The sequence below is a fragment of the Citrobacter sp. Cu231 genome, assembly GCF_030332265.1.
GTDB lineage: Bacteria > Pseudomonadota > Gammaproteobacteria > Enterobacterales > Enterobacteriaceae > Citrobacter > Citrobacter meridianamericanus.
This window is the reverse complement of record NZ_JAOWIE010000034.1, coordinates 164,972-177,203: the sequence shown is the minus strand read 5'-3', so window position 1 is coordinate 177,203 and position 12,232 is coordinate 164,972. Positions and strand designations below refer to the sequence as shown.

Below are 12,232 nucleotides of genomic sequence, written 5' to 3'. Positions count from 1 at the left end.
AGAGGGTTTGGGTGAGGGGAAATCTATGCAGTCCCTCACCCCAGCCCTCTTGGGTAAAAAACATTAATGAAGGTTAATACTATGAAAGCATTACATTTTGGCGCAGGTAATATCGGTCGTGGCTTTATCGGCAAACTGCTGGCGGACGCGGGGATACAGCTGACGTTCGCGGATGTAAACCAGGTCGTGCTCGATGCCCTGAATGCCCGTCATAGCTATCAGGTTCATGTGGTCGGTGAAAACGAGCAGGTTGATACCGTTTCCGGCGTCAACGCCGTAAGCAGTATCGGCGATGATGTCGTCGACCTGATTGCTCAGGTAGATTTAATCACCACCGCCGTCGGTCCGGTCGTGCTTGAGCGTATCGCTCCGGCCATCGCCAAAGGGCTGGTGAAACGCAAAGCGCAGGGTATCGTGGCTCCGCTGAATATCATCGCCTGTGAGAACATGGTGCGCGGAACAACCCAGTTGAAAGGCCACGTCATGAACGCGCTGGCAGATGAAGACAAAGCCTGGGTTGAAGAACATGTTGGCTTCGTCGATTCCGCCGTAGATCGCATCGTTCCCCCTTCAGCTTCTGCAACCAACGATCCGCTGGAAGTCACCGTCGAAACCTTCAGTGAGTGGATTGTCGACAAAACGCAATTCAAAGGCGAACTGCCAAACATCCCGGGAATGGAATTAACTGATAACCTGATGGCATTTGTCGAACGTAAACTCTTCACGCTGAACACCGGGCATGCTATAACCGCGTACCTCGGAAAATTGACCGGTCATCAGACCATCCGTGACGCGATTCTCGACGAGAAAATCCGTGCAGTGGTTAAAGGTGCGATGGAAGAGAGCGGCGCGGTACTGATCAAACGCTATGGCTTTGATGCGGCAAAACATGCAGCATATATTCAGAAAATCCTCGGTCGCTTTGAAAACCCGTATCTGAAAGATGACGTTGAGCGCGTTGGCCGTCAGCCACTGCGTAAACTGAGCGCGGGCGACCGTCTGATTAAACCGCTGCTGGGCACGCTGGAGTACGGCCTGCCGCACGCGAATCTGGTCACCGGTATTGCAGCAGCGATGCATTATCGCAGTGAAGAAGATCCGCAGGCACAGGAACTGGCCGCGCTGATTGACGAAAAAGGTCCGCAGGCCGCGCTGGCGCAGGTTTCCGGTCTGGATGCCAATAGTGATGTGGTGGCGGAGGCGGTTAACGCATATAACGCGACCAAATGATTGAGAATGTGGCGCAGGTCAGCCTGCGCCCAAATGACAGATTGTCAGATATGCAGGCAATAATGGAACAAACGCAGGCCTTTGAAAATCGTGTGCTTGAGCGTCTGAATGCTGGCAAAACCGTACGCAGCTTCCTCATCACCGCCGTAGAACTGCTCACCGAGGCGGTGAATATCCTTGTGCTTCAGGTATTTCGCAAAGATGACTATGCGGTAAAATATGCTGTAGAACCGTTGCTTGACGGCGATGGACCGCTGGGCGATCTTTCCGTTCGTCTGAAACTCATTTACGGTCTGGGCGTACTCAGCCGCCCGGAGTATGAAGATGCGGAACTGCTGATGGCGCTGCGGGAAGAGTTAAACCATGACGGCAATGAATACGCGTTCACCGACGACGAGATTCTTGGTCCGTTTGGCGAACTTCACTGCGTGGCGGCACTCCCGCCGCCGCCACAGTTTGATACCTCAGACTCAGGTTTGCACGCTATGCAGATCCAGCGCTACCAGCAAATGGTGCGCTCCACGATGGTACTTTCCCTGACCGAGCTGATTTCTAAAATCAGCTTAAAAAAAGCCTTTCAAAAATAAGAGCCTGCCGGCTTACTTCTCTTCCTGCTGCGGTCGATACAGCTGCCGATAGTACGCCAGACGTTGCAGATACAGCTGCGCGTTCTCCTGTGGTATTTCAGAAGGGACTACGTCGCGCGGCGGTGTTTTATTCAAATATTCGCGAAAAGCCTGGCTAGAAGCCATAAAATCGACCGTCTTATCAATTAAAGCCGAAACGTTCTCACCTATTTTCGCCATAATCTTCCCTCCTCCATGTATTAACCGCACCCAGCCTGTGCGGTTGCTCATTTAAGTTTAGGATCGGTTGGGCGATTATATTGAGGAAAACGTGCTTCGCTATAAACCTGCCAACAAAAAGCGCCATAGCCAATCTTATCGCTTAAAGTTCCTTATTAATCAAAAAAGTAGCATTACCATTAGCTGAATAATACTTACAGCATTTGATTATTTATCTTCGATGAGTTGTGAATAATCCCGCTCTGCGCGCATACTATAGGATATTCATCCTATTTTTATCAGAAGCTATCCTATGAAAGAAGTCGAAAAAAACGAAATTAAACGCCTGAGCGATCGTCTTGACGCAATCCGCCACCAGCAGGCTGACCTGTCCCTGGTTGAAGCCGCCGACAAATATGCCGAGCTTGAGCAAGAGAAAGAAACACTGGAAACTGAGATCGCACGACTGCGTGAAGTGCACGGCCAGAAGCTGAGCAAAGAAGCGCAGAAGCTCAGCAAACTCCCGTTCCGTCGTGCCATCACCAAAAAAGAACAGGCCGACATGGGCAAGCTGAAGAAGAGCGTGCGCGGCCTGATCGTCGTTCACCCGATGACCGAACTTGGCCGTGAAATGGGCCTGAAAGAGATGACGGGCTTCGCGAAAAACGAGTTCTAGTCTGCCACCGGGCAACACTCGCTTGCCCGGTTCTTCGCTTCCCCTCGCAATTGGCCCTACCAATTTCAGTCAGATCCTACCAACACCTCACATTTCATTAAAATGTGCGTACATTACCGTTGCCAACAAATAACATTTGATTAACCATTCATTGTCATTACCCCTACACAACAATATTGGCAGGGCCACTTTTACACATAATGTGACGAAGAGATGAGCACAGACTCATTGCATTATGTCAGCGGCCCCCAGGAGACCTGCAATGAATCTCTGGCAACAAAACTACGACCCGGCCGGTAACATCTGGCTTTCAAGCCTGATTGCCTCGCTACCTATTCTGTTCTTTTTCTTCGCGCTGATTAAGCTCAAGCTGAAAGGCTATGTTGCGGCATCGTGGACGGTGGTGATCGCATTGTCGGTCGCCTTATTGTTCTACAAAATGCCGGTCGATCACGCGCTGGCTTCTGTGGTGTACGGTTTCTTCTATGGTCTGTGGCCGATTGCCTGGATCATTATCGCCGCGGTATTCGTCTATAAAATCTCGGTAAAAACCGGGCAGTTCGACATTATCCGTTCGTCGATTCTCTCCATCACTCCTGACCAACGTCTGCAAATGATCATCGTGGGCTTCTGTTTTGGGGCGTTTCTGGAAGGTGCCGCTGGTTTTGGTGCGCCCGTCGCAATTACCGCTGCGTTGCTGGTTGGCCTCGGCTTTAACCCGCTGTATGCGGCAGGGTTATGCCTGATTGTGAACACTGCGCCGGTGGCGTTTGGTGCAATGGGTATTCCAATTCTGGTTGCCGGTCAGGTCACCGGGCTGGACAGCTTTGAAATCGGCCAGATGGTGGGTCGCCAGTTGCCGTTCCTGACGATTATCGTACTGTTCTGGATCATGGCGATTATGGACGGCTGGCGCGGCGTGAAAGAGACCTGGCCTGCGGTAATGGTCGCTGGTGGTTCGTTTGCTATCGCGCAGTACCTCAGCTCGAACTTTATCGGGCCGGAACTACCGGACATCATCTCTTCTCTGGTTTCTCTGGTCTGCCTGACGCTGTTCCTGAAACGCTGGCAGCCAGTGCGCATCTTCCGCTTTGGCGACATGGGCGCTTCCCAGGTTGATCAGACGCTGACTCGCACCCGTTATACCGTTGGACAGGTGGTTCGCGCCTGGTCTCCATTCCTGTTCCTGACCGCCACCGTCACACTGTGGAGCATCCCGCCGTTTAAAGCGCTGTTTGCCCCTGGCGGCACGATGTACCACTGGGTGGTCAATATTCCGGTCCCATTCCTCGACAAACTGGTAGCCCGCATGCCGCCGGTGGTACACGAAGCCACAGCCTACGCGGCGGTGTACAAGTTCGACTGGTTCTCGGCAACCGGTACCGCCATTCTGTTTGCCGCGCTGCTGTCAATCGTCTGGCTGAAAATGAAGCCGTCTGCCGCTCTGCAAACCTTTGGCAGCACGCTAAAAGAGCTGGCGCTGCCCATCTACTCCATCGGAATGGTACTGGCATTCGCGTTTATCTCTAACTACTCGGGGCTGTCTTCAACGCTGGCATTGGCGCTGGCGCACACCGGCCACGCCTTTACCTTCTTCTCGCCGTTCCTCGGCTGGCTGGGGGTATTCCTGACCGGTTCAGACACCTCATCAAACGCACTGTTCGCGGCTCTGCAGGCAACGGCAGCTCAGCAAATTGGCGTCTCTGATGTACTGCTGGTTGCGGCGAATACCACCGGTGGCGTGACCGGTAAGATGATCTCCCCGCAGTCAATCGCCATCGCCTGTGCGGCCGTGGGGCTGGTGGGTAAAGAATCTGACCTGTTCCGCTTTACCGTGAAACACAGCCTTATTTTCACCTGTATGGTGGGTGTGATCACCACGCTGCAGGCCTATGTCTTAACCTGGATGATTCCATGATAGTGATGCCCAGACGCCTGTCAGACGAGGTCGCATCTCGTGTGCGGGCGCTGATTAAAGAACAACAGCTGGAGGCGGGCATGAAATTGCCCGCTGAGCGCCAACTGGCCATACAGCTCGGCGTATCCCGTAACTCACTGCGCGAGGCGTTAGCCAAGCTGGTAAGTGAAGGCGTGCTGATTAGCCGTCGTGGCGGCGGGACGTTTATCCGTTGGCAGCATGAACCGTGGTCCGAACAAAACATTGTCCAGCCACTGAAAAGCCTGATGGCGGACGACCCTGATTACAGCTTCGATATTCTCGAAGCCCGCCACGCCATCGAGGCCAGCACCGCCTGGCACGCCGCCATGCGCGCCACGGCCGCCGACAAAGAGAAAATCAGGCTCTGTTTCGAGGCCACACAAAGTGAAGATCCGGATCTCGCTTCACAAGCAGACGTTCGCTTTCACCTTGCCATCGCTGAAGCCTCGCATAACGTGGTGTTGCTACAAACCATGCGTGGTTTCTTCGACGTATTGCAGTCTTCGGTAAAACAGAGTCGCCAACGTATGTATCTGGTGCCGCCGGTGTTTTCACAGCTCACAGAACAACACCTTGCTGTGCTGGACGCGATTGTCGCTGGGGACGCCGACGGCGCGCGAAAGGCAATGATGGCGCATCTCAGTTTTGTCCATACCACCATTAAACGCTTTGATGAAGACCAGGCCCGCCAGGCGCGTATCACCCGTCTGCCCGGTGACCATAATGAAATTAGCAGGGAGAACAACACATGATTATTTCAGCAGCCAGCGATTACCGCGCCGCAGCCCAGCGCATTCTACCTCCTTTCCTGTTCCACTACATTGACGGTGGGGCGTACGCGGAGCATACCCTGCGCCGTAACGTGGAAGATTTATCAGAGGTAGCACTACGCCAGCGCGTGCTGAAGAACATGTCAGATCTTAGTCTGGAAACCACCCTGTTTAACGAAAAACTGTCGATGCCAGTAGCCCTCGCGCCTGTCGGTTTGTGCGGCATGTACGCACGCAGGGGCGAAGTTCAGGCTGCCGCCGCCGCTGATGCCAAAGGCATACCATTTACGCTTTCGACGGTATCCGTCTGCCCAATTGAAGAAGTCGCCCCGACCATCAAGCGTCCGATGTGGTTCCAGCTTTACGTCCTGCGCGATCGCGGCTTTATGCGTAACGCCCTGGAACGCGCCAAAGCCGCAGGCTGCTCCACGCTGGTTTTTACCGTCGATATGCCCACGCCCGGCGCACGCTATCGTGACGCTCATTCAGGTATGAGCGGACCAAATGCGGCACTGCGTCGTTACTGGCAGGCAGTTACCCATCCACAATGGGCATGGGACGTTGGCCTGAACGGTCGGCCGCATGATTTAGGCAATATTTCGACGTATCTTGGCAAGCCCACCGGCCTTGAGGATTACATCGGTTGGCTGGCGAATAACTTCGATCCGTCCATCTCCTGGAAAGACCTCGAGTGGATCCGTGAGTTCTGGGATGGCCCGATGGTGATCAAAGGGATCCTCGATCCAGAAGATGCCCGCGACGCCGTGCGCTTTGGCGCCGACGGGATTGTGGTTTCCAACCACGGTGGGCGCCAGCTAGATGGCGTGCTTTCTTCCGCCCGCGCGCTGCCCGCCATTGCCGATGCGGTAAAAGGCGATATCGCGATTCTGGCCGACAGCGGGATCCGCAACGGTCTGGACGTGGTGCGCATGATTGCGCTGGGTGCGGATAGCGTGCTGCTGGGCCGTGCTTACCTGTACGCGCTGGCAACCCACGGCCAGGCCGGTGTGGCGAATCTGCTGAACCTGATCGAGAAAGAGATGAAGGTGGCAATGACCCTGACCGGTGCGAAAACCATTAGCGAAATCAGCCGCGATTCGCTGGTACAGGAACTGGGCAAGAGCCTGCCTGCCGCATTGGCTCCTCTGGTCCAGGGTGATGCCGCGTGAGGGTGAATTAAATATCTGTTATTCTGCCCCCCGTTATTAAGGGGGCAGTATGCTTAACATCGTTTTGTTCGAACCAGAAATCCCGCCAAATACCGGCAATATTATCCGTCTTTGCGCCAATACCGGCTTTCGTCTGCATATTATTGAGCCAATGGGCTTTACCTGGGACGACAAGCGCCTGCGTCGCGCAGGGCTGGATTACCATGAATTTACCGCCGTGCTGCGCCACCCTGATTATGCCACTTTCGTCGCCGCAGAAAATCCGCAACGTCTGTTTGCCCTGACCACCAAAGGTACGCCAGCGCATAGCGCAGTAAACTATCAGGATGGCGATTATCTGATGTTTGGCCCGGAAACACGCGGTCTGCCAGCCAGCATTCTCGACGCGTTACCAGCCGAACAAAAAATTCGTATTCCGATGATGCCGGACAGTCGCAGCATGAACCTGTCTAACGCGGTGTCGGTAGTGGTGTATGAAGCCTGGCGCCAGTTAGGTTATCCTGGCGCGGTATTGCGTAGTTGATTTGTGTCGGGTGCGGCTAACGCCTTATCCGACCTACGGCAGAATTTAACGTTTACTTTTCGAGCGTTATCGGCGCAGTCAGGTTGAACATGGACTGCGCGCAGTACGTGAGGATGGCGAGCACAGTCCTGGTTCAAGATGACAAGTAAGATAGCTCGAAATCAGATGCCATCGCCATACTCGAACGTATGATGTATCCCGTTGAAATGCTGATCCATATCCATAGACGGCTTATCGCTGTCAGGCTTGCCGACGATGCGCGCCGGAACGCCTGCGGCAGTCGTATGCGGGGGAACAGGCTGTAAAACGACGGAACCTGCGCCAATCTTTGCGCCACGCCCGACTTCAATATTGCCGAGAATTTTTGCTCCCGCACCAATCATCACACCTTCACGAATTTTAGGATGTCGGTCACCGCCGGATTTACCGGTCCCGCCAAGCGTGACGGATTGCAAAATAGAGACGTCGTTTTCAATCACCGCAGTTTCACCGACCACAATACCGGTGGCGTGATCGAGCATAATCCCCCGGCCAATTTTTGCCGCCGGGTGAATGTCTACCTGAAAGCTAACGGACACCTGATTTTGCAGAAAGATCGCCAGCGCCTGACGCCCCTGGTGCCACAGCCAGTGACCGATACGATAGGCCTGAAGCGCGTGAAAACCCTTCAGATAAAGAAGTGGGGTGGAATATTTATCGACGGCCGGGTCACGCGTGCGCACCGCCTGAATATCACAAGCCGCCGAAGCAATCATTTCAGGATCGGCCGCGTAGGCCTCTTCCACGACTTCTCGAATCGCAATGGCAGGCATGATCGGAGAAGCGAGTTTATTCGCCAGCATATAACTCAGCGCACTGCCGAGGTTTTCATGCTTGAGCAGCGTTGCGTGGTAAAAACTGGCTAGCATTGGCTCACATTCCGCCAGTGCCCGGGCTTCCGCTTTAATGTTTTTCCAGACGATATCCAGTTCTTCACACGGCATTGCATACTCCAGAAGGTAGCAAAACGACCAACCCGTTCTACGCGGGTCGGGTCGTTAGATTGAAACGGTTCCTTACGGCTAGTGGCTGCTTCGCTCGTCCTTGCGCGCACGACCTAATAACGTCAATGCTGCCTCGCGCGCATTTTTTCCGCAATACAATACTTGATAAATTTCCTCGGTTATTGGCATCTCAACACCAAAACGGTGCGCCAATTCACGAACTTCTTTCGTATTGCGGTAGCCTTCAACCACCTGACCAATCTTGTCCTGCGCACCCTGCACGTCCATACCCTGGCCGAGCATCATGCCAAAACGACGGTTACGCGACTGGTTGTCGGTACAGGTCAGCACCAAATCGCCTAAACCCGCCATCCCCATAAAGGTGGCAGGATCGGCACCCAGCGCCGCGCCAAGGCGAGACATTTCGGTCAGTCCACGGGTGATCAATGCGGTACGCGCATTCGCGCCAAAACCGATGCCGTCAGACATCCCCGCACCAATCGCAATGACGTTTTTCACCGCGCCGCCAAGCTGCACGCCAATGAAATCCGGGTTGCTGTAAACGCGAAAGCTTTTGCCGCAGTGCAGCAACTGCTGGAGATCGTCAGCAAAGGTGTCGTCCGTCGAGGCCAGAGAGATCGCCGTCGGCATACCTGCTGCCAGCTCTTTGGCGAACGTCGGACCGGAGATGACCGCCAGTGGAATAGCATCCCCCAGCGCTTCGCGTGCGACGTCCTGCAGCAGACGTCCCGTTTCCGCTTCCAGACCTTTTGTCGCCCAGACCAGCCTCGCGTCAGGACGCATCAGCGGTTTGATGTTACGCAGCACTTCGCCAAAGACGTGGCTCGGCACCACCACCAGAATATTACGACTGGCGGCCAGCGCAGTGGCTAAATCACTTTCCAGGCGCAGTGTGTCAGGAAAAGGCACATCAGGAAGGAACGCGACGTTGCAGCGATCGTGCTCAAGGGTCGCGATATGTTTCGGATCATGGCCCCACAGGACAACCTGATGGCCATTTCTTGCCAGGGTGATGGCAAGAGCGGTGCCGTACGAGCCGGCACCAATCACAGTCATTGAAGCATTACTTTGGTTCATCAGGCATCCTGATGTTCTTCAGTACCTTCGCCAGCCTGCTGCTGTAAATAGTTCATGAACAGCGCATCAAAGTTGACCGGCGCAAGGTTCAGTTGCGGGAATGTACCGCGTGAAACCAGGCTGGTGATGCATTCACGAGCATACGGGAACAGAATGTTCGGGCAGTATGCGCCAAGGCAATGCGCCATCTGAGTCCCTTCAATACCACTGATGGAGAAAATACCGCCCTGCTGAACTTCGCACAGGAACGCGGTTTCTTCACCCAGGGAAGCCGTTACGGTGACACGCAGCACTACTTCATACACATCATCTGCCAGTTGGGTAGAGGCGGTATCAAGATCAAGTTTAACCTCTGGCTGCCAATCTTTCTGGAAAACATGCGGTGCATTTGGCGCTTCGAAAGATACATCCTTGGTATAAATACGTTGGATCTGGAAAGCCATTTCAGTGTTATTTTGTTCTGACATGTTGAGAAAACCCTTTAGTGTTGTCCTTTAAATACTATCCGTACGCCTTAACGCAGCAGGGGATCAAGTCCACCACGAGCATCCAACGCATACAAGTCGTCACAACCACCAATGTGCTGTGCATCAATAAAAATCTGTGGAACCGTTGTACGGCCACTGCGCTTGATCATCTCTTCACGCTTCACGGCATCGCCGTCAATCGGAAGTTCCTGGAAACTCACCCCCTTGCTGTTCAACAGCGCTTTTGCACGATGGCAAAACGGGCAGGTTGCTTTGGTATAGATCTCAATATTGGCCATGACTTATCTCCAGTGTTCTTTTACCCTGCAGGATAAAAACGGCGGGTAAATTACTTGCCGCGAACCAGTGGCAGATTCTCACCACTCCAGCCCGCTACGCCGTCTTTCAGTACAGATACCTGCTCAAAACCGGCTTTAATCAGCGCAGTTGCTGAATCCTGGCACTGCATACCAGAGCCATCAACCACAATAACAGGTTTGTTTTTGTGTTTTTCCAGCTCGCCAAAATTGTTGGCTTTGATTTCGCTCGGCAGCAGGTTAGTAGAGCCTGCGATATGACCTTTGCGGAAGTCGTCGCGCTGACGTAAATCGACGATAACGGCGTCTTCTTTATTGATGAGACGTGTAGCTTCGCCGCGCGTAATCACCTTCACTTTTGAGGTCAGGCTCTTAAACGTGGTAAACAATACAGCCGCCAGTAACGCAATCCAGGCGATACTCAAGACAGGGTGGCGACTAACAAATTGCATAATTTCTTGCATGGGGGGTAACAACTCCCGACTCAGTGATTAAAAAAACCAGGAAAGGAGTATACCTGCGCGTTGGCGCAAATACAGCCAGAGCGTGCATTGGATTGCATTTTTGCGGGGCGCTACGGAAAAAAAAATGTAAATCAGTGTTCACCCTGGCACGCGATCCCCCATTATTTGATCTTCGGGGGCTACTTTATCGATTCAGCTGTAGTAAAATTATGCAATTATTTTTTATCTATTGAGTGTGAGGTTGTCGCAATGTCGGTTTCTAAAAAACCTATGGTACTGGTGATTCTGGATGGCTATGGCTATCGTGAAGACAGCCAGGATAACGCCATCTTTAATGCCAAAACCCCGGTAATGGATGCTCTGTGGGCAAAACGTCCGCATACCTTGATTGATGCGTCTGGTCTGGAAGTCGGTCTGCCCGATCGCCAGATGGGCAACTCCGAAGTGGGTCACGTCAACCTGGGCGCGGGCCGCATCGTTTATCAGGACCTGACCCGTCTGGATGTTGAAATCAAAGAACGTACATTCTTCGCCAACCCGGTGCTGACCGATGCGGTCGACCAGGCAAAAAATAGCGGTAAAGCGGTACACATCATGGGTCTGCTCTCTGCTGGCGGCGTTCACAGCCACGAAGATCACATCATGGCGATGGTAGAAATGGCCGCTGAACGCGGTGCTGAGAAAATCTATCTGCACGCTTTCCTTGATGGCCGTGATACCCCGCCGCGCAGCGCTGAACATTCCCTGCAGAAATTCGAAGAGAAATTTGCCGCACTGGGCAAAGGTCGCGTAGCGTCCATCATCGGTCGTTACTACGCTATGGACCGCGACAACCGTTGGGATCGCGTGGAGCAGGCTTATGACCTGATGACGCTGGCAAAAGGCGAATTCCAGTTCGCTACAGCTGTTGAAGGTCTGCAGGCGGCTTATGCCCGTGACGAAAACGACGAATTCGTTAAAGCCACCGTGATCCGTGCTGAAGGCCAGGCTGAAGCTGCCATGGAAGACGGTGATACGCTGATTTTCATGAACTTCCGTGCTGACCGTGCGCGTGAAATCACCCGTGCGTTTGTTAACGCTGACTTCGACGGTTTCGCCCGTAAGAAAGTCGTTAACCTCAACTTTGTGATGCTGACCGAATACGCGGCCGACATCAAAACTGCGGTTGCTTACCCACCAGCATCTCTGGCCAACACCCTTGGCGAGTGGATGGCGAAGAACGACAAAACGCAGTTGCGTATTTCCGAAACCGAAAAATACGCGCACGTGACCTTCTTCTTTAACGGCGGTGTAGAAGAGCCGTTCAAAGGCGAAGACCGTATTCTGATCAACTCACCGAAAGTCGCGACCTACGATCTGCAGCCGGAAATGAGCTCTGCTGAGCTGACCGAAAAACTGGTTGCTGCGATTGAGAGTGGGAAATACGACACTATCATTTGTAACTACCCGAACGGCGATATGGTGGGTCACACCGGGGTGATGGAAGCAGCGGTTAAAGCGGTTGAAGCGCTGGATCACTGCGTTGAGCAGGTGGCTAAAGCGGTTGAATCTGTTGGCGGCCAGTTGTTGATCACTGCAGACCATGGTAACGCAGAGCAAATGCGCGATCCGTCCACCGGTCAGGCGCATACTGCGCACACCAACCTGCCCGTTCCGCTGATTTATGTCGGTGGCAAAAACGTCAAAGCAGTTGAAGGCGGCAAACTTTCTGATATCGCCCCGACCATGCTGACGCTGATGGGTATGGAAATCCCGCAAGAGATGACTGGTAAGCCGCTGTTCATCGTGGAATAATCCCTCCCCATGAGGGG

The 12,232-nt window shown here is 53.5% G+C and carries 14 protein-coding genes; 8 read left to right on the top strand and 6 right to left on the bottom strand.

Annotated elements, in window-relative coordinates; all coding sequences use genetic code 11:
- Window positions 1–81: 81 nt before the first annotated feature.
- On the top strand, window positions 82–1,230 hold the full coding sequence (gene mtlD / locus OGY15_RS11765) for a mannitol-1-phosphate 5-dehydrogenase (protein WP_210904139.1): 1,149 nt from the start codon (window positions 82–84) through the stop codon (window positions 1,228–1,230).
- Entirely contained in the window at window positions 1,227–1,817 is a 591-nt protein-coding gene (mtlR, locus tag OGY15_RS11760) for a mannitol operon repressor MtlR (RefSeq protein WP_151216987.1), read from the top strand. The genes mtlD and mtlR overlap by 4 nt, the downstream gene beginning before the upstream one ends.
- A 12-nt stretch (window positions 1,818–1,829) precedes the next feature.
- Here mtlR and OGY15_RS11755 read toward each other — a convergent pair whose 3' ends face one another.
- Window positions 1,830–2,036: a hypothetical protein gene (locus OGY15_RS11755; protein ID WP_151216988.1), complete on the bottom strand. Its 207-nt coding sequence runs from the start codon at window positions 2,034–2,036 to the stop codon at window positions 1,830–1,832.
- Between the two features lie 292 nt (window positions 2,037–2,328).
- Here OGY15_RS11755 and OGY15_RS11750 point away from each other — a divergent pair, with 292 nt between their 5' ends.
- From OGY15_RS11750 to trmL, 5 genes are all read left to right on the top strand, one after another.
- Window positions 2,329–2,691, top strand: a complete 363-nt coding sequence (locus OGY15_RS11750) for a YibL family ribosome-associated protein (protein WP_151216990.1) — start codon at window positions 2,329–2,331, stop codon at window positions 2,689–2,691.
- Between the two features lie 262 nt (window positions 2,692–2,953).
- Complete coding sequence (lldP, locus tag OGY15_RS11745; protein WP_151216992.1) at window positions 2,954–4,609, top strand: L-lactate permease; 1,656 nt, start codon at window positions 2,954–2,956, stop codon at window positions 4,607–4,609.
- Window positions 4,606–5,382 (top strand): transcriptional regulator LldR, encoded by a 777-nt coding sequence (lldR, locus tag OGY15_RS11740; RefSeq protein ID WP_151216993.1) that lies wholly within the window; start codon window positions 4,606–4,608, stop codon window positions 5,380–5,382. Before lldP ends, lldR begins: the two co-directional genes overlap by 4 nt.
- Window positions 5,379–6,569, top strand: coding sequence for an FMN-dependent L-lactate dehydrogenase LldD (gene lldD, locus OGY15_RS11735; protein ID WP_286539272.1), 1,191 nt, complete (start codon window positions 5,379–5,381; stop codon window positions 6,567–6,569). The genes lldR and lldD overlap by 4 nt, the downstream gene beginning before the upstream one ends.
- Before the next feature lie 49 nt (window positions 6,570–6,618).
- On the top strand, window positions 6,619–7,092 hold the full coding sequence (gene trmL / locus OGY15_RS11730) for a tRNA (uridine(34)/cytosine(34)/5-carboxymethylaminomethyluridine(34)-2'-O)-methyltransferase TrmL (RefSeq protein ID WP_151216997.1): 474 nt from the start codon (window positions 6,619–6,621) through the stop codon (window positions 7,090–7,092).
- 161 nt (window positions 7,093–7,253) lie between these two features.
- Here the strand turns inward: trmL and cysE are convergent, their stop codons facing one another.
- From cysE to OGY15_RS11705, 5 genes are all read right to left on the bottom strand, one after another.
- A complete protein-coding gene (cysE, locus tag OGY15_RS11725; protein ID WP_151216999.1) occupies window positions 7,254–8,075 on the bottom strand; it encodes a serine O-acetyltransferase in 822 nt (273 codons plus the stop codon).
- Between the two features lie 78 nt (window positions 8,076–8,153).
- Window positions 8,154–9,173, bottom strand: coding sequence for an NAD(P)H-dependent glycerol-3-phosphate dehydrogenase (gene gpsA / locus OGY15_RS11720; protein ID WP_252838567.1), 1,020 nt, complete (start codon window positions 9,171–9,173; stop codon window positions 8,154–8,156).
- Window positions 9,173–9,640 carry a protein-export chaperone SecB gene (gene secB, locus OGY15_RS11715; protein WP_003024155.1) on the bottom strand — a complete coding sequence of 156 codons (468 nt, stop codon included), beginning with the start codon at window positions 9,638–9,640 and terminating at the stop codon, window positions 9,173–9,175. Before secB ends, gpsA begins: the two co-directional genes overlap by 1 nt.
- A 47-nt stretch (window positions 9,641–9,687) precedes the next feature.
- Window positions 9,688–9,939: a glutaredoxin 3 gene (gene grxC / locus OGY15_RS11710; RefSeq protein WP_003024152.1), complete on the bottom strand. Its 252-nt coding sequence runs from the start codon at window positions 9,937–9,939 to the stop codon at window positions 9,688–9,690.
- A gap of 50 nt (window positions 9,940–9,989) precedes the next feature.
- Window positions 9,990–10,421: a rhodanese-like domain-containing protein gene (locus tag OGY15_RS11705; RefSeq protein ID WP_005120473.1), complete on the bottom strand. Its 432-nt coding sequence runs from the start codon at window positions 10,419–10,421 to the stop codon at window positions 9,990–9,992.
- Between the two features lie 249 nt (window positions 10,422–10,670).
- Between OGY15_RS11705 and gpmM the strand changes: the two genes are divergently transcribed.
- Window positions 10,671–12,215, top strand: coding sequence for a 2,3-bisphosphoglycerate-independent phosphoglycerate mutase (gene gpmM / locus OGY15_RS11700; RefSeq protein WP_040231588.1), 1,545 nt, complete (start codon window positions 10,671–10,673; stop codon window positions 12,213–12,215).
- Window positions 12,216–12,232 lie beyond the last annotated feature (17 nt).